The 15,702-nt window shown below is 67.9% G+C and carries 17 protein-coding genes; 10 read left to right on the top strand and 7 right to left on the bottom strand.

The genetic code is table 11. The annotated features are described in order from the left end of the window. Positions 1 to 212 precede the first annotated feature (212 nt). Positions 213 to 1,388 carry an MFS transporter gene (locus AC1DGW_RS04955; protein WP_478020069.1) on the top strand — a complete coding sequence of 392 codons (1,176 nt, stop codon included), beginning with the start codon at positions 213 to 215 and terminating at the stop codon, positions 1,386 to 1,388. Between the two features lie 34 nt (positions 1,389 to 1,422). On the opposite strand, the gene AC1DGW_RS04950 is transcribed toward AC1DGW_RS04955, so the two are convergent. From AC1DGW_RS04950 to AC1DGW_RS04930, 5 genes are all read right to left on the bottom strand, one after another. Then, positions 1,423 to 2,079, bottom strand: a complete 657-nt coding sequence (locus AC1DGW_RS04950; protein WP_478020067.1) for a DUF2058 domain-containing protein — start codon at positions 2,077 to 2,079, stop codon at positions 1,423 to 1,425. Positions 2,080 to 2,096: 17 nt separating this feature from the next. Then, positions 2,097 to 2,339, bottom strand: a complete 243-nt coding sequence (locus AC1DGW_RS04945) for a SlyX family protein (protein WP_153190114.1) — start codon at positions 2,337 to 2,339, stop codon at positions 2,097 to 2,099. Then, positions 2,332 to 3,681, bottom strand: coding sequence for a UDP-glucose dehydrogenase family protein (locus AC1DGW_RS04940; RefSeq protein WP_478020064.1), 1,350 nt, complete (start codon positions 3,679 to 3,681; stop codon positions 2,332 to 2,334). The genes AC1DGW_RS04945 and AC1DGW_RS04940 overlap by 8 nt, the downstream gene beginning before the upstream one ends. A 22-nt stretch (positions 3,682 to 3,703) precedes the next feature. Then, a complete protein-coding gene (locus AC1DGW_RS04935) occupies positions 3,704 to 4,663 on the bottom strand; it encodes an FKBP-type peptidyl-prolyl cis-trans isomerase N-terminal domain-containing protein (RefSeq protein ID WP_478020062.1) in 960 nt (319 codons plus the stop codon). A gap of 100 nt (positions 4,664 to 4,763) precedes the next feature. Continuing rightward, entirely contained in the window at positions 4,764 to 5,306 is a 543-nt protein-coding gene (locus AC1DGW_RS04930; protein ID WP_478020672.1) for a glutathione peroxidase, read from the bottom strand. Between the two features lie 159 nt (positions 5,307 to 5,465). On the opposite strand from AC1DGW_RS04930, the gene AC1DGW_RS04925 reads away from it, so the two are divergent. The 7 genes from AC1DGW_RS04925 to AC1DGW_RS04895 all read left to right on the top strand — a co-directional run bounded on the left by AC1DGW_RS04925 (position 5,466) and on the right by AC1DGW_RS04895 (position 9,951). Beyond that, positions 5,466 to 5,711, top strand: a complete 246-nt coding sequence (locus AC1DGW_RS04925) for a hypothetical protein (RefSeq protein ID WP_478020060.1) — start codon at positions 5,466 to 5,468, stop codon at positions 5,709 to 5,711. A gap of 2 nt (positions 5,712 to 5,713) precedes the next feature. Beyond that, complete coding sequence (locus AC1DGW_RS04920; protein WP_478020057.1) at positions 5,714 to 6,076, top strand: GntR family transcriptional regulator; 363 nt, start codon at positions 5,714 to 5,716, stop codon at positions 6,074 to 6,076. Beyond that, entirely contained in the window at positions 6,073 to 6,945 is an 873-nt protein-coding gene (locus tag AC1DGW_RS04915) for an ABC transporter ATP-binding protein (protein ID WP_478020055.1), read from the top strand. The genes AC1DGW_RS04920 and AC1DGW_RS04915 overlap by 4 nt, the downstream gene beginning before the upstream one ends. After that, on the top strand, positions 6,942 to 7,955 hold the full coding sequence (locus AC1DGW_RS04910) for a hypothetical protein (RefSeq protein WP_478020053.1): 1,014 nt from the start codon (positions 6,942 to 6,944) through the stop codon (positions 7,953 to 7,955). The genes AC1DGW_RS04915 and AC1DGW_RS04910 overlap by 4 nt, the downstream gene beginning before the upstream one ends. Positions 7,956 to 7,993: 38 nt before the next feature. Further along, positions 7,994 to 8,833: a DUF4097 family beta strand repeat-containing protein gene (locus tag AC1DGW_RS04905; protein WP_478020051.1), complete on the top strand. Its 840-nt coding sequence runs from the start codon at positions 7,994 to 7,996 to the stop codon at positions 8,831 to 8,833. Positions 8,834 to 8,867: 34 nt separating this feature from the next. Further along, complete coding sequence (locus AC1DGW_RS04900; RefSeq protein ID WP_478020047.1) at positions 8,868 to 9,455, top strand: DUF2884 family protein; 588 nt, start codon at positions 8,868 to 8,870, stop codon at positions 9,453 to 9,455. Positions 9,456 to 9,516: 61 nt separating this feature from the next. After that, positions 9,517 to 9,951, top strand: coding sequence for a hypothetical protein (locus AC1DGW_RS04895; RefSeq protein ID WP_478020045.1), 435 nt, complete (start codon positions 9,517 to 9,519; stop codon positions 9,949 to 9,951). A gap of 76 nt (positions 9,952 to 10,027) precedes the next feature. Here the strand turns inward: AC1DGW_RS04895 and AC1DGW_RS04890 are convergent, their stop codons facing one another. Both AC1DGW_RS04890 and AC1DGW_RS04885 read right to left on the bottom strand, forming a co-directional pair. Next, positions 10,028 to 10,237, bottom strand: a complete 210-nt coding sequence (locus AC1DGW_RS04890; protein ID WP_478020043.1) for a hypothetical protein — start codon at positions 10,235 to 10,237, stop codon at positions 10,028 to 10,030. Between the two features lie 113 nt (positions 10,238 to 10,350). Beyond that, entirely contained in the window at positions 10,351 to 11,748 is a 1,398-nt protein-coding gene (locus tag AC1DGW_RS04885) for a class II fumarate hydratase (protein WP_478020041.1), read from the bottom strand. A gap of 155 nt (positions 11,749 to 11,903) precedes the next feature. Here AC1DGW_RS04885 and purB point away from each other — a divergent pair, with 155 nt between their 5' ends. Together purB and AC1DGW_RS04875 are read left to right on the top strand one after the other, a co-directional pair. Continuing rightward, the gene (gene purB, locus AC1DGW_RS04880) at positions 11,904 to 13,286 is read left to right on the top strand and encodes an adenylosuccinate lyase (RefSeq protein ID WP_478020039.1); all 1,383 of its coding nucleotides are present in this window, start codon (positions 11,904 to 11,906) and stop codon (positions 13,284 to 13,286) included. A 346-nt stretch (positions 13,287 to 13,632) separates the two neighbouring features. Further along, positions 13,633 to 15,624, top strand: coding sequence for a methyl-accepting chemotaxis protein (locus AC1DGW_RS04875; protein WP_478020037.1), 1,992 nt, complete (start codon positions 13,633 to 13,635; stop codon positions 15,622 to 15,624). The last annotated feature ends 78 nt before the right edge of the window (positions 15,625 to 15,702 follow it).

The raw sequence follows: 15,702 nt of genomic DNA, 5'->3' as shown, positions 1-15,702 counted from the left end.
GCGGGGATGCACACATTGGGCAGTAGCGCACAGTTCCAGTCGAATCAGACTTTCCCTACAGAGGGTCACAGGCGACCTCCGCACCGAGTCCTTGCAGGCGTTGGAAGCGTTTGCCGAATGCCCCTCCCGCCGCCATCCCCATGGCTACAGGGCACAATAGGCACCGCGGCAATCACCGCGCCCTGTCCTCCCGCGCCCCCACGCGCACGCCCATGACTTCCGTTGCCGCATCCCGATCGCCGGTCCCCGTCGCCCGGCTGTCCAGTTTCTATTTCTTCTACTACGCCGCGCTGGGCGCGTTCACTCCGTATTGGAGCCTGTACCTGCAGTCGCGCGGCATGGGCGTGACCGCGATCAGCGTGATGATGAGCCTGTGGTACGCCACCCGCGTGGTCGCGCCCAGCACCTGGACTTCCTTGGCGGCAGTGTCGCCCAAACCGATCCGCTGGCTGCGCATCGGCTGCGTGCTGACGGTGATCAGCTTCGCCGGCTTCCTGCTGCCGCAACCGTTGTGGACGCTGTACGCGGTAATGATCGGGTTCTGCTTCTTCTACAACGCGGTGATGCCGCAGTTCGAGTCCATCACCCTCACCCACCTGGGCAGCGACAGCCACCGCTACGGCATGATCCGGGTATGGGGCTCGCTGGGCTTCATCGCGGTGGTGACGCTGTTCGGCTGGGTGATCGAGCGGCACGGCGCCGGCGTGCTGCCGTGGCTGATGCTGCCGCTGTTCGTACTGATGACCGGCGCGTCCTTCCTCAACCGCTACGCCCGCCATGTTGGCACCCATGCCGCGCATGTGCAGGGCTTCTGGGCGATCGTGCGGCGGCCGCCGGTACTGGCGTTCTTTGCCGCTGCCTTCCTCGAGCAGCTCTCGTTCGGGCCGTACTACACGTTCTTCTCGCTGTACATGGACCAGCACGGTTACAGCACTTCGCTGCTGGGCCTGATGTGGACGGTGGGCGTGGTGTTCGAGGTGGCGGTGTTTTTCCTGATCGCCGGTTTCTTCCGGCGTTGGGACGCCAGCTGGCTGCTGATCATTTCCATGGCCAGCGCGGCGCTGCGCTGGTGGGCCACCGCGCTGTGGCCGGAGAACATTCCGGTGATGCTGGTGGCACAGGCCACCCACTGCCTGGGCTTCGCCGCGTTCTTCGCCTCGGCGATGCAACTGCTGGCGCGCTACTTCCCCGGCAACCTCAACGGCCACGGCCAGGGGCTGTTCTACGGATTCTCGTCGGGACTGGGCGGCGTGCTAGGCGCGCTGATCGCCGGCCAGCTGTGGCACTTCGGCGACGGCAAGGTCGCCTTCATCGCCGGCGGCTGCTTTGCCCTGGCCGGTGCGGCGATCGCGTTCTGCTTCGTGCCGGAAAGGAAGGCATCCGCATAGGAGCGCACCTTGGCGCGCTCCCGCGGGGGCCGGCTTACCAGACCAGATCGTCCGGCACCTGGTACATCGGGTCGGCGTAGGGGTCGTCTTCGATCGGCGCGTCGGGGTCGATCTTCAGCGCCACGGCCGGGGCGAAGATCGCCTCCGCCTCGGCCAGCAGCTCGGCCGTCACCAGCAGGTAGCGCCCGTTCTGCTGCAGCACGCCCAGCTGTCCGGCATTGAGCGCCTTGAGCTGGTCGGCGGTGACGTAGATGCGCTTGATCTTGCCGCCATAGGGGAAGTGGCGGGCGATGTCGGCGTCGGCGATGTTCAGCGCCTTGTCCTTGAGCAGCTCGTCCAGCTTCGCCTTCGCCTCGCGGCGCAGGCGCGCTTCTTCCTGCTTCTGGCGCTCGGCCTCGATGCGCTCGTCCTTCTCCCTCTGCGCGCGGATCGCATAGGCCTTGGCCAGGTCGATATCTTCCTGCGAGCGCGGCTTGCGCGGGCCTTGCGGGCCGCCATGCGCGGGTTTGTTGCCGTGCGCGGGCCTGCCGGCATGGCCGGTTTTGTTGCCGGGCTTGTTGCCGGCCTGCGGACGGGCCTGCCCCGGCTTGCCCTGCGGGCGGCCGTCGCGGCGGGTGTCGGGCTTGCGCTCCGGCTTGGGCGCGGGCTTGAAACCCAGCCCCAGGAGCTGATCGCGGAGAGTGTCACTCATGCTTGCGGTACGTCGTATCAGTAGTGCGGGGGCGGCGGCTCGCTCGCCGGATCGGAGGCGTTCAGCGCATTGCGGACCTTGCCCAGGTCCTCGAGCAGCACGCGCAGCACGTCGGCGTTGCGGCTGCCCTGCATGCGCGCGTCGGCCAGGGCCTCGCTCAGTTCGGCCAGCGCCTGCTCCTGGAAGGACACGCGCATCTCCAGTTCCACCAGGCGGTCTTCCAGCGCCTGCTCACGGGCGCTCGGCAACAGGTCAGACATGCAGTGAACGCCCCCGGCCGATGCCGTAATAGGCCAGTCCGGCCGCCTCGATCTCGCGCGGGTCGTACAGGTTGCGGCCGTCGAACACCACGGCATCGCCCAGGGCCTGATGGATGCGCACGAAATCGGGGCTGCGGAACTGCTTCCACTCGGTGACCACGACCAGCGCATCGGCACCTTCCAGCGCATCGAACGCCGATTCGCAGAACACCAGATCCTCGCGCTCGCCGAAGATGCGGCGCGCCTCGTGCATCGCTTCCGGGTCATAGACGCGCACGCGCGCGCCGGCTTCCCACAGCTGCACCAGCAGGCGGCGGCTGGAGGCTTCGCGCATGTCGTCGGTGTTGGGCTTGAACGCCAGCCCCCACACCGCGAAGGTCTTGCCGCGGACGCCCTCGTCCTCGCCACGGTCGTAGTGGCGCTGGACCAGTTCGAACAGGTGTCCCTTCTGCGCCTCGTTCACCGCTTCCACGGCGTCGAGCAGGCGCGGCGTGTGGCCATGCTGCAGGGCGGTGCGGGCCAGCGCCTGCACGTCCTTGGGGAAGCACGAGCCGCCGTAGCCGGCGCCGGGATAGATGAAATGCCAGCCGATGCGCGGGTCCGAGCCGATGCCCTGGCGGACCTGCTCGATATCGGCGCCGACGCGCTCGGCGATGTTGGCGATCTCGTTCATGAACGAAATCTTGGTCGCCAGCATCGCGTTGGCGGCGTACTTGGTCAGCTCGGCCGAACGCACGTCCATTTCCACCACGCGGTCGTGGTTGCGGTTGAACGGTGCGTACAGGCGGCGCATCACCGCCACCGGTTCCTCGCTGGTCGCACCGATGATGATGCGGTCCGGGCGCATGCAGTCGGCCACCGCATCGCCTTCCTTGAGGAATTCGGGGTTGGAAACCACGTCGAAGGCGATCTCCACGCCGCGCGCGGCCAGCTCTTCGGCGATCGCCGCGCGCACACGGTCGGCGGTGCCCACCGGCACCGTCGACTTGTTGACCACCACGGTCGGCACCTGCAGGTACCGGCCGATGGTGCGGGCCACGGCCAGCACGTATTGCAGGTCGGCACTGCCGTCCTCGTCCGGCGGCGTACCGACCGCGATGAAGACCACCTGCCCATGCGCGATCGCGGTGGCGGCGTCGGTGGTGAAGGCCAGCCGCGACGCGGCATGGTTGGCCTTGACCATCGGCTCCAGCCCCGGCTCATAGATCGGGATGATGCCCCGGTTCAGGCCATCGACCTTGGATTGGTCGATGTCGACGCAGACCACGTCGTGCCCCACCTCGGCCAGGCAGGTCCCGGTGACGAGTCCCACATAGCCGGTACCGAAAATCGCAACGCGCATAGGTGCAGTGGCTCCGTTGGGTTTACTGCAGGATGCCCAGCAGCTCGACGTCGAAGGTCAGCGTCGCGTCCGGACCGATCGGGCCGCCCGGGGTGCCATTGCTGCCGTAGGCCAGTTCGGACGGAACCCAGAAGCGGTACTTGGAGCCGACCGGCATCAGCGACACGCCCTCGGTCCAGCCCTTGATCACCTGGTCCAGGCCGAAATCGGCCGGCTGACCGCGCTCATAGCTGCTGTCGAACGGGGTGCCGTCCAGCAGCTTGCCTTCGTAGTTCACGCGCACGCGGCTGCTCGCCACCGGGCGCTCGCCGCTGCCGGCGCGCAGCACCTGGTACTGCAGGCCCGAGGCGGTGGTGACCACGCCCGGCTGGGTCTTGTTCTTTGCCAGGAAGGCGTTGCCCTCCTCGCGGTTCTTGCCGGCGGCGGCGGCCTGCTTGGCGGTGCTGAAGGCCTGCAGGGTGGACTGCGCCTGCTGGCGGTCCATCAGCGGCGTGCCCTTGGCGAAAATGGTGGCGATGGCCTGGAAGGTCGCGTCCAGGTCGATCTCGCTCTTGATCGGCGCCAGCGACGGGCCGACGGCATAGCTGCCCAGCATCAGGCCGACCTTCTGGCGGTCCACCGCCGGCGGCTGGCTGCCCGGCGCCATGCCCGGCACCTGCTGGCCGGAACGGGCCATCATCGCCATGCGCAGGGCCTGGTCGGTCTTCTGTGCTTCTTCCTGCGACAGCAGCGGCTGGCCGCCGGCGAAGGCGTTCTCCACGGCGCGGCGCAGCGCGGCGACGTCGACTTCCGAGGCGATGGGTTCGAACGAACTGGCGACGTCCACGCCGATGGCATAGCCGACTTTTTCACGTTCCGAGGTCAAAACGGACTTCTCCTTGGTGGCCGCGGGGGCGGCGGGTTGTTGCGCGATCACGGCCGCGGGGACCGCCATCGCCAGAATCAGAAGCGACGCCATGGCGCCGCGCTTTCCCATCTTCATTCGCTGCTTTCCTGGAAGTGAACAGACGCCGCCATCGGCGCGAGGGGCGTCATTGTCGCATGCGCACCGGCGATGTCGAGGCGGTGCGCCGCTACGTTCCTCAATGGTGATGCGGCGCCGGCCTGGCAAGCTCGCGCTCGATCGCCGCGCGCAGTTCCGGGTCGTCCGGCCGCACCTTGCTGGCGAACTGCGCCACCACCCGGCCATCGCGCGATATCAGGTATTTATGGAAGTTCCAGCCCGGCGCCACGCCGGTCAGGCGGGTGAGGTCCTGGTACAGCGGGGTGGTCTCCGGACCGGTCACATGCACCTTCTGGAACATGGGGAACTTCACCCCGTAGGTCAGCGTGCAGAACTCCTGGATCTCCGCCTCGCTGCCCGGCTCCTGTCCCTTGAAGTCGTTGGACGGGAAGCCCAGCACGGCGAAACCGCGCCCGCCGAGCTCCTGGTGCAGGGCTTCCAGCCCCTCGTACTGCGGCGTGTAACCGCACTTGGAGGCGGTGTTCACCACCAGCAGCACCTTGCCGCCATATTCGCGGTTCAGGTTCACGGGGTCTTTTCCGGCCAGCGGGCGGTAGTCGCGGTCCAGCAGCGCACCCTCGGCGGCACCGGCCGCCCCCACCATGGACATGGCAAATGCCATTCCAATCAGATATTTGCGAATGGACATCGGAGTTCTCCTGAGCATGGGCCTGTGTCGTCTGCAGACTAGGCCATCAGTTGGGTTACGGGGGAGTTGCATGTCGGCGTGTCGGTGTTATAGTTGCATACAACACCAGCCACCCTACACAGGGGGACCGCCATGAACCGAAGCCACCACCGACATCTTTTCCCGGCACTCACCGCTGCCGGCACGCTGTTGCTGATCGGTTGCACGCTGTCCCTGCCTGCCGGCCGTGGCTCGGCCCAGGATTATGCCGCCGGGACCACCGGCGAAGAGCAGGAGGCCAACGCGCAGGAGAAGAGCAGGCGCCCCATCCGGCGGATGCGGACCAGCCTTTCCCTGCCCTACTTCTCATTCGCACAGTCGCTGAATCCACGGAGCTGACCATGAGCGATATCCAGTGGAGCGATGGCGCTCCCATCTACCGCCAGCTGAAGGATCGCGTCATCGCGATGATGCTGGACGGCATCCTCAAGCCGGGCGACGCCCTGCCCTCGGTGCGCCAGGTGGCCGCCGAATACCAGTTGAACCCGATCACGGTCTCGCGCGCCTACCAGGAACTGGCCGACGAGAACCTGGTCGAGAAGCGCCGCGGCCTGGGCATGTTCATGACCGAGGAGGCCGCGCGCAAACTGCGCGGCAGCGAGCGTGACCGCTTTCTCAATGAAGAGTGGCCCGGCGTGCTGGAGCGCATCCAGCGTCTGGGCCTGACCTTGGAAGATCTGCTGCCATCGGGGACCACACCATGAATGCCGCCGTCGAAGCCGTCGTTTCCGCCCAGGGCCTGCGCAAGGCCTACAAGCAGAAGCCGGCACTGGACAACACCAGCTTCACCATCGCGCCGGGCCGCATCGTCGGCCTGATCGGCCCCAACGGCGCCGGCAAGACCACCGCGCTCAAGGCCCTGCTCGGCCTGACCTCGTTCGAGGGCGACCTGCACGTGCTCGGCATGGACCCGCGCACCCAGCGCAACGCGCTGATGAACGATGTCTGCTTCATCGCCGACGTGGCGGTGCTGCCGCGCTGGATCCGGGTCAAGGAAGCCATCGATTTCGTCGCCGGCGTGCACCCGCGCTTCGACCGCGCCCGCTGTGAGCGCTTCCTCGCCAACACCAAGCTGCAGCCGAAGCAGCGCGTATCCGAGCTGTCCAAGGGCATGGTGGTGCAGCTGCACCTGGCGCTGGTGATGGCCATCGACGCCCGCGTGCTGGTACTGGACGAGCCGACCCTGGGCCTGGACATCCTCTACCGCAAGGAGTTCTACCAGCGCCTGCTGGAGGATTACTTCGACGAGCAGAAGACGATCATCATCACCACCCACCAGGTCGAGGAGATCGAGCACATCCTCACCGACGTGCTGTTCATCCGCGACGGCAGGATCGTGCTTTCGGCCGACATGGAAAGCGTGTCCGAGCGCTACACCGAGCTGCTGGCTTCGGCCGACGCCCTGCAGGCCGCGCGCGAGCTGGCCCCCATCGACGAGCGTTCGCTGCCGTTCGGCAAGACCGTGCTGCTCTACGACGGCGCCGACCGCAACCAGCTCGACGCCCTGGGCGAAACCCGCAACCCCGGCCTCGCCGACCTGTTCGTGGCCATCATGAAGGGAACCTACGCATGAACGCCGTCCACCACATCACCCCGCTGGGCAAGTTCAAGTGGCTGCTCAAGCGCGAATACTGGGAAAACCGCGGCGGCTTCCTACGCGCGCCGCTGGTGGCCGGCGGCATCTCGCTGCTGCTGTCGCTGATGGCGATCGTCGCCGGCCTGTTCGCGGCCCATCGCGCCGCCGACAACGGCGACCTGCACATCAACGGCGTCAACGTAAATGGCCTGGACCTGGGCATGCTGACCCAGCACATGACGCCGGCGGACATGGTCAAGTTCGGCGAGGGCATGAACGTCACCCTGCTGCTCAGTTCGGCCTGGCCGTTCATCACCCTGGCCTTCGTGGTGTTCTTCTACTGCCTGGGCGCGCTGTACGACGACCGCCGCGACCGCAGCGTGCTGTTCTGGAAGTCGATGCCGGTCTCCGACACGCAGACGGTGCTGTCCAAGCTGGTCGGCGCGCTGGTCATCGCCCCGCTGCTGGCGGTGGCCGCCGCCATCGTGACCATGTTCGGCTTCATGGTCATCATCAGCCTGGTGGTGCTGTTCCACGGCGGCAACCCGATCACCCTGATCTGGGCCTCGTCCAACCCGTTCTCGATCGCCGCCAGCCACCTGGCCTGGATCCCGGTCTATGCACTGTGGGCGCTGCCCACCGCGGGCTGGCTGCTGCTGTGCTCGGCCTGGGCCAGGAGCAAGCCGTTCCTGTGGGCGGTGATGCTGCCGGTGTTCGCCGGCGTCATCGTCAGCTGGTTCGACCTGATGAAACTGTTCGGCATGAACAGCGGTTGGTTCTGGGGACATGTGGTGAGCCGCCTGCTGCTCAGCGCCACCCCGGGCATCGAATTGGCCTATCGCAACCCGGCGCCCACCGGCGAGTCGGTGAAATCCATGCTGCAGGGCTTCTCGCCCGGCGTGCAGCTGGCCGGGCTGGCCAATCCCGAGCTCTGGATCGGCGTGGTGGTCGGCGCCCTGTTCATCGCCGCCGCGATCTGGCTGCGCCAGCGCCGCGACGACATCTGACCACTCTCACCGTCCCCGCCGCGATTTCGAGGAACCCGATGGACATCAAGCACGCAACGATCAAGCCCCTGCTGTTCGTCCTGGCCCTGCTGCCGGGCCTGGCCTTGGCCGACGAGCACTGCAAGTTCAGCCAACCCAAGGCGCTGGAGCTGGAACTGGCCGGCGTCAAGGCCGTGGTCTTCGAGGTCAACAGCCACGACCTGAAGCTGCAGGCCTCGCCCGGCGCACGCGCCGCGCTGTCCGGCCGCGCCTGCGCCTCCAGCCAGGAACTGCTCGGCCAGCTGTCGCTCACCCAGGAGAAGCTCGGCGACAAGCTCGTCGTCCGCCTGCAGCGCGAGAGCCGCGGCATGAACATCAACTTCGGCTCCAGCTACGCCTGGCTGGACATCGGCGGCACGCTGCCGGACGAGGTGATGGTCCAGCTCAAGGTCGGCTCGGGCGACGCCTCGCTTGGCGGCGCGCAGGCGATGAGCGCCGATGTCGGTTCCGGCGACGTGAAGGCGCGCGACATCAAGGGACTGGCCACCGCCGCGGTCGGCTCGGGCGACATCGAGCTGGACAACGTCGGCGCGCTGCATGTGGTCTCGATCGGCTCAGGCGATGTCCGCGTCGACCGCGTGCGCGGCGATGCCAAGGTCGGCAGCATCGGCTCGGGCGACCTGGAACTGCATGACGTGCAGGGCAGCGTGGACATCGCCAGCATCGGCTCGGGCGATGTCGACGTCGGCACCGTCCGCGGCGCGGTGACCCTGGGCACACTGGGTTCGGGCGACCTGCGCGTGCGCGATGCCGGCAGCCTGCAGGTGCAACGCACCGGCAGCGGATCGGTCGACCATTCGGGCATCCGCGGCGCCGTCGAGCTGCCGAAGAAGCATTGATCCATCCCTCCTTGCCAGCAACGGAAGCACTGACATGAACAAGCTCAAAGCCCCTCTGTTCGCACTGATGCTGTGCCTGCCGGTGGTCGCCTGCGGCAAACGCCCCCAGGCCGACGACCCGCTCGGCGAAGCCAGCATCGGCCAGAAAGTCCGCGAAGCGACCAACAAGGCGCGCAAGGAAATGGCCGAAAACAACATCAGCGTGTCCAGCGACAATGGCGCCAAGGTCGAGATCTCGCCCGCCGGCGACCTGCTGATCAACGGCCGGACGATCGCGGTGGACGATGCCCAGCGCAAGCTCCTGCTGGAATACCGCGGGCAGGTGATCCAGGTGGCAGAGGCCGGCATCGAGATCGGCGTGCAGGGCGCCAACCTGGGCGTCCGCGCCGCTGGCGAGGCACTCAAGGGCATCCTCTCCGGCGACACCGACCAGATCGAGAAGCGGGTCGACGCCGAGGCGAAGAAGCTGGAGGAAAGCGCGGCGAAGATCTGCGACCGGCTGCCGGCCATGCTTGCCACCCAGCAGCAGCTGGCCGCCGCCATTCCCGAGTTCAAGCCCTACGCGAAGATGGACCAGAGCGACATCGATGAATGCCGCGACGGCCACGTGACGATGCGCTGACCGTCACCGGCGGCGGGGGCGGTAGAATCGCCGCTCCCCCGCCGTACCGTTCCGCCACGCCATGAAAAAACTGCTGCTGCCCCTCCTGCTGGCCTGCGTCGCCGCCATCGCCGGTTGTGGCGACCGCGAGCAGTACGCCGCCCACCGCGCCGAGCGCAGCAAGCCGAAAATGGAAGTCGGCGCCACCATGGTGTCGGTGCGGCGCGCGCCCTACCCGAACCTGGACATCCTGCCAGACGGCAGGTTGCGCGTGGACGACATCGAGATCCCGCTCGACGAAGGCCAGCGTGGGCTGCTGAAGACCAGCTTCGTCAAGCTGCAGATCCTGCGCCAGAACACCCTGACCGACACCACCGCGCCGGCCGACGCCAGCGGCCGCACCGTGCCGCTTGAAGTGCCAGCGGGCGAAACTCCGTTCCCGCCGGACCTGGCCCAGCGCATTCCCGAGTTCAAGGACTACACCGAAGCGCTGGCCAATCCGCGCGCTCTGCGCTGATCCGCGCCCAGGGAAGAATCCGGCAACCGGCGCACCGCGGACCATCATCGGTACGCGCGGCATCCGGCCGGTTCCGCTATGCGCCCCCCAAGGTGGCGAACAGCAGGGCCGCGAGCGACGCCAACCAGGAAATGCCCACGTAGAACCGCAGTTCCTGGGCACTCAGGGAGGCGGCAAACCAATCGAACAGGAAGAAGGACCGCCATCCTTCCAGGGTGTCGGCGCCGTCCATGAAGACCACCCAGAAGCAGAACGCCGTATAGAGCCCGAAAACCAGAAACGCCATGAGTCCCCCTGTCGTCCGTGGCGGTTGCGTTCCCGTTTACCACATCGACCCTCTCCGCGACGACGCCCGGCACGATTCCCTGTGCTGCCGGGCGATGGATCCGGGATGGAAAATCAGTGGTCGTGGATGCCGCCCCGCGTCAATGCCGCCGGGTCCAGCAGGCGTTTGAGCTCCGCTTCCGGCAAGCCGCTGTCCTCGCGCGCCACGTCCAGCACCGGGCGCTGCTCCTTGTAGGCGCGCTTGGCGATCGCCGCGGCTTTCTCGTAACCGATGATCGGATTGAGCGCGGTCACCAGGATCGGATTGCGCGCGAGCGCCTCGCGTACCCGCTCCTGCTTGACCACCAGGCCGGCGAACACCTTGTCGGCCAGCAGGTTCATCACGCTGGAGAGCAGTTGGATCGAATCGAGCAGGTTGGCCGCGATCAGCGGCAGCGCCACGTTCAACTGGAAGTTGCCGGTCTGCCCGGCCACGGTGATCGCGGCGTGGTGCCCGATCACCTGCGCCGCCGCCATCACCGTCGCCTCCGGGATCACCGGATTGACCTTGCCCGGCATGATCGAACTGCCCGGCTGCAGCGCCGGCAGTTCGACCTCGCCCAGCCCGGCCAGCGGCCCGGAATTCATCCAGCGCAGGTCGTTGGCGATCTTGATCAGCGCCACCGCCAGCGCGTTGAGCTGGCCGGACAGCTCGACCGCGTCGTCCTGCGCGGCCAGGCCCTCGAACTTGTTCTGCGCGCTCTCGAACTTCGTGCCCGTCGCCGCCGAGAGCGCACGCGCCACCTTGCCGCCGAAACGCGGATCGGCATTGATGCCGGTGCCGATCGCGGTGCCGCCCAGCGGCAGCCTGCGCAACCGTTTCAGCGCGTCCTCGATACGCCCCTGCGCCGATGCCAGCTGCGCCGACCAGGCGCCGAACTCCTGTGCGAAGGTCAGCGGCATCGCATCCATCAGGTGGGTGCGGCCGGTCTTGACCACCTTGCCCAGCGGACGGGCGCGCCTGTCGATGGTCTTGCGCAGGTGCCGGAGCGCCGGCAGCAGCGTTTCCACCGTTTCCAGCTGCGCCGAGACGCGGATGGCGGTGGGGATCACGTCGTTGGAACTCTGCCCGAGGTTGACGTGGTCGTTGGGGTGCACACTTGTCTTGCCGGCCTTGCCAGCATGATTGGCGAGCGTGGCGATGACCTCGTTGGCGTTCATGTTCGACGAGGTGCCCGAGCCGGTCTGATAGACGTCGATCGGGAAATGCGCATCGTGCTCTCCGGACGCGACTTCCAGCGCCGCCGCGCGGATCGCCCGGCCCACGCCCTTGGGCAGCAGGCCGAGCCCGACGTTGACCTCGGCGGCGCTGGCCTTGATCAGCCCCAGCGCGCGGATGAAGGCGCGCGGCATGCGCTGCCCCGACACCGGGAAATTCTGTACGGCACGCTGGGTCTGCGCGCCCCACAGCGCCTCGGCCGGCACCTGCAGTTCGCCCATGCTGTCGTGTTCGATCCGGTATTTCCCGCTCATCGGCATTCTCCCAGGCCATCGCTCAAAGATGGACCGAGGATACGCCGCACCCGCGCAGGCCGGCGTGGCTGGCGTCCGCTGGAGCGGGCGCCGCAGGCGGCCCATCCGGACAGGCCGTAGAATATGCGCCCCCGCCCTTGCCCCTGCCCGCCGACATGACCGATCCGTCCCGTCCAGAAGCCGCCCTGCTCGCCCTGTCCCCGCTCGATGGCCGCTATGCGTCCAAGGTCGACGCGCTGCGCCCGATCTTCTCCGAGTACGGCCTGATCCGGGCGCGGGTGAAGGTGGAGATCGAATGGCTGCTGGCGCTGGCCGCCGAACCGGGCATCGGCGAACTGGCCGAATTTTCCGCGGCCGGCAAGGCGCGCCTGCGCGCACTGGCCGACGGTTTCTCGGTGGCCGACGCCGCCCGCGTCAAGGACATCGAGCGCACCACCAACCACGACGTCAAGGCGGTGGAGTACTTCATCAAGGAACGGCTCAAGGACGACACCGAGCTGGCGCCGGCGCTGGAATTCGTGCATTTCGCCTGCACCAGCGAGGACATCAACAACCTGTCCTACGGCCTGATGCTGGCCGAAGCGCGCGGCAAGGTGCTGCTGCCCACCCTGGACGGCATCGCCGCCTCGCTGCGCCGGCTGGCCCACGCCCAGGCCGGGCAGCCCATGCTCTCGCGCACTCACGGCCAGACCGCCTCGCCGACCACGCTGGGCAAGGAAATTGCCAACGTCGTCGCCCGCCTGGAACGGCAGATCCGCCAGATCGGCGCGGTCGAACTGACCGGCAAGATCAACGGCGCGGTGGGCAACTACAACGCGCACGTGGTGTCCTACCCGGACATCGACTGGCCGGCCTTCGCCGAGCGTTTCGTCGCCTCGCTGGGCCTGGTGTTCAACCCCTACACCACCCAGATCGAGCCGCACGACAACGTCGCCGAGATCGGCGACGCCACGCGCCGCGCCAACACCATCCTGATCGACCTGGCCCGCGACATCTGGGGCTATGTCTCGCTGGGCTATTTCAAGCAGAAGCTCAAGGAAGGCGAAGTCGGCTCCTCGACCATGCCGCACAAGGTCAACCCGATCGACTTCGAGAACGCCGAGGGCAATTTCGGCGTCGCCAACGCACTGTTCGAGCACTTCAGTGCCAAGCTGCCGATCAGCCGCTGGCAGCGCGACCTGACCGACTCGACCGTGCTGCGCGCGCTGGGCACCGCCTTCGGCCACACCCAGGTGGCGCTGGAGTCGCTGGCCAAGGGCCTGGGCAAGCTGGAAGTGAACCCGCAGCGCCTGGACGCCGACCTCGACGCGGCCTGGGAAGTGCTGGCCGAAGCCGTGCAGACGGTGATGCGCCGCCACGGCCTGCCCAACCCCTACGAGCAGCTCAAGGCGCTGACCCGCGGCCAGGGCATCACCGCCGATTCGATGCGCGGGTTCATCGAATCGCTGGACCTGCCGGCCGAGGCCAAGCAGCGCCTGCGCGAACTCACCCCGGGCGGCTACGCCGGTCTGGCCGCACGCCTGGCCAAGGCGATCTGACGGCGCTGGCGCGGGATTCCGGCCGGCTTTCCAGCAATCCAGGGTTTCTCCCTTCAACGGCGAAGCGCGAGCTTCGCCGTTGTTCCATGCATCGTTTTCCGCCGAAGCCGCTCTTCCCTGCGCCGTGCCCATGATGATCACCAGGCCGCCGCCCCTGGACAGACAACTGGAACAATCGCCGCCAATCGTGTAGAAAAGCCCGGTTGAAAGGTACCGCCACTGGCGGTGACCGGCTTTGCCGGGCAGGACGCAAGGGCCTGCAAGACGAAGCGCCACGACAGCCGCTCCCGACGGGGCGGCTGTCGTGGCGCTTTTTTCATGCCCAGGTTTTTCAACAGGGGGATTCATGGGTGCTGTCGAGACATCGCGGATGTTCCATGCGCAGGCGCCGGCCATCGCGGCGGACCGGCTGTTCCTGCTGATGCTGTCGCTGCTGGGTGTGGCGGCGCTGGCCCATGCGCTGCATTCGGACAGGTGGATCCTGCTGCTGGCGACCGCCCTGCCGGCAGCCGCATTTGCCGTCTGGCAGGCATGGCACGCGCCCGGCAGCCGGCGCAGCCGCGCCGCGGTCGCGCTTGCGCTGGTGGCGGCGCTCGCCGCGCCGGCGGCCGACGGCCTGATGCTGGCACTCGCCGGAGAGGTTGCCGTCATTGCCCTGCTGCCGTACTACCGCGACCGGTTGCCGGTGGCGCTGGCGGCGGTCGCCAGCCTTGTCCTGCATGCCTGCCTGCTGGCGCCGGGCGCGCAGAACCCGGTCATCGCCGTGCTCCCACACCTGCTCCTGGTCGGGGCGACAGCGGCCTTCGCCTGCGTGATCGCGGCGCGTCTGCGCGCACTCGACGCATGCCAGTATCCGGCCGCGAACGAAGCGCCCGTCCCCACCGCCACGGCGATCGACGATGCCCCCGCCGCCGCTTTCCACGTGGAAACGGCGCTGTGCGCGCTGCGTACCGGCATGATGATCGCCGACCAGGACCACTGCATCGTCTACGCCAACCAGGCCGTCATCGCGATCCTGCGCAACCAGCGCCAGGAACTGCTCAAGGCCTTTCCCGGCTTCGACCCGGACCAGCTGATCGGCGCCAGCATCCATTGCTTCCATCGCGACCCCGCGCGCATCCGCGCCCTGCTCGACGTGCTGGAGGACACCCACGCCGGCCGGATCCAGGTCGGCGAGGCGCATTTCAGCCTGAACGTCACGCCGATGATCGCGGCCGACGGCCAGCGCCACGGCTTCGTCGTCGAATGGCACGACCGCACCGCCGAGACCCGCATGGAACACGACATCGCCACCATCATCGACGCCGCCGCGCAGGGGCGGCTGGACCAGCGCCTGCAGGCCGCCGGCGGAAGCGGCCTGATGGGGCGCCTGGCCGTGGGCATCAACCGGCTGCTGGACGCCACCTCGGAGAGTGCGGAGGAGATGCGCCGGCTCCTGTCCGCACTGTCGCGCGGCGACCTCAGCCGGCGCATCACCCGCGATTTCGACGGTGTGTTCGGACAGATGAAGACCGATGCCAACGCCACCGCCGAGCAGCTGGCCGGCATCGTCGCGAGCATCCAGCAGTCGGCCGGCAGCATCTCGGCCGCGGCGGCGGGCATCACCGGCGGCAACGACGAACTGTCCGCGCGCACCGAGCGGCAGGCAGCGACGCTGCGCGAAGCGGCCGCGTCGATGGCGCAGCTCACCGCCACCATCGGCGACAACGCCGAATCGGCCCACCGTGCCAGCCAGCTCGCCGAAGGCGCCGCCGCAGTCGCCCGCCAGGGCGGACAGGCGGTGGACGAGGTCGTGCTCACCATGCAGGCCATCGAGCGGGCGTCACGGAAGATCGGCGAGATCATCGGCGTGATCGACGGCATCGCCTTCCAGACCAACATCCTGGCCCTGAACGCAGCGGTGGAAGCGGCCCGCGCAGGCGAGAGCGGGCGCGGTTTCGCGGTTGTCGCCGCGGAAGTCCGGATCCTGGCACAGCGCTCGGCCACCGCCGCCAGGGAGATCAAGGCGCTGATCGGCGACTCGGTCGACAAGGTCGCCGACGGCTCGGCCCTGGTCGACCGGGCGCGCCGCACCATGGTCGAGATCGTGGCCTCGGTGCAGCATGTCACCACCCTCACCGCCGAGATCTCGGCCGCCTCGCGCGAGCAGAGCCTCGGTATCGGACAGATCAACCAGACCATCGCGCAGATGGACCGCACGACGCGGCAGAACGCGACGCTGGTGCAGGAAACCGGCGCGGCCACCCACGACATGGAACACCAGGCCGGCATGCTGGCGCACGCCGCGGCACGCTTCCAGCTGGCCGCCGCACCGCCGGTGCGGGCCGTGGCCGGTTGAACGGCATGGCGCAACGACGATCGATGGCGAAGCTTTTCACGAAAACACGGAACGGCAAGAGATGTTGAGCATGCTCCA

Source organism: Stenotrophomonas sp. 05N423 (assembly GCF_056397145.1).
This window is presented reverse-complemented; position numbering and strand designations above follow the sequence as displayed.

What these genes read in the sequence shown, in the direction of transcription:
- AC1DGW_RS04925 (WP_478020060.1), top strand. Translation starts at nt 5,466, where the DNA reads ATGAACCGAAGCCACCACCGACATCTTTTCCCGGCACTCACCGCTGCC.
- AC1DGW_RS04955 (WP_478020069.1), top strand. Translation starts at nt 213, where the DNA reads ATGACTTCCGTTGCCGCATCCCGATCGCCGGTCCCCGTCGCCCGGCTG.
- AC1DGW_RS04935 (WP_478020062.1), bottom strand. Translation starts at nt 4,663, where the DNA reads ATGAAGATGGGAAAGCGCGGCGCCATGGCGTCGCTTCTGATTCTGGCG.
- AC1DGW_RS04895 (WP_478020045.1), top strand. Translation starts at nt 9,517, where the DNA reads ATGAAAAAACTGCTGCTGCCCCTCCTGCTGGCCTGCGTCGCCGCCATC.
- AC1DGW_RS04920 (WP_478020057.1), top strand. Translation starts at nt 5,714, where the DNA reads ATGAGCGATATCCAGTGGAGCGATGGCGCTCCCATCTACCGCCAGCTG.
- AC1DGW_RS04900 (WP_478020047.1), top strand. Translation starts at nt 8,868, where the DNA reads ATGAACAAGCTCAAAGCCCCTCTGTTCGCACTGATGCTGTGCCTGCCG.
- AC1DGW_RS04875 (WP_478020037.1), top strand. Translation starts at nt 13,633, where the DNA reads ATGGGTGCTGTCGAGACATCGCGGATGTTCCATGCGCAGGCGCCGGCC.
- AC1DGW_RS04915 (WP_478020055.1), top strand. Translation starts at nt 6,073, where the DNA reads ATGAATGCCGCCGTCGAAGCCGTCGTTTCCGCCCAGGGCCTGCGCAAG.
- AC1DGW_RS04910 (WP_478020053.1), top strand. Translation starts at nt 6,942, where the DNA reads ATGAACGCCGTCCACCACATCACCCCGCTGGGCAAGTTCAAGTGGCTG.
- AC1DGW_RS04940 (WP_478020064.1), bottom strand. Translation starts at nt 3,681, where the DNA reads ATGCGCGTTGCGATTTTCGGTACCGGCTATGTGGGACTCGTCACCGGG.
- AC1DGW_RS04905 (WP_478020051.1), top strand. Translation starts at nt 7,994, where the DNA reads ATGGACATCAAGCACGCAACGATCAAGCCCCTGCTGTTCGTCCTGGCC.
- AC1DGW_RS04885 (WP_478020041.1), bottom strand. Translation starts at nt 11,748, where the DNA reads ATGAGCGGGAAATACCGGATCGAACACGACAGCATGGGCGAACTGCAG.
- AC1DGW_RS04945 (WP_153190114.1), bottom strand. Translation starts at nt 2,339, where the DNA reads ATGTCTGACCTGTTGCCGAGCGCCCGTGAGCAGGCGCTGGAAGACCGC.
- AC1DGW_RS04930 (WP_478020672.1), bottom strand. Translation starts at nt 5,306, where the DNA reads ATGGCATTTGCCATGTCCATGGTGGGGGCGGCCGGTGCCGCCGAGGGT.
- AC1DGW_RS04890 (WP_478020043.1), bottom strand. Translation starts at nt 10,237, where the DNA reads ATGGCGTTTCTGGTTTTCGGGCTCTATACGGCGTTCTGCTTCTGGGTG.
- AC1DGW_RS04950 (WP_478020067.1), bottom strand. Translation starts at nt 2,079, where the DNA reads ATGAGTGACACTCTCCGCGATCAGCTCCTGGGGCTGGGTTTCAAGCCC.
- purB (WP_478020039.1), top strand. Translation starts at nt 11,904, where the DNA reads ATGACCGATCCGTCCCGTCCAGAAGCCGCCCTGCTCGCCCTGTCCCCG.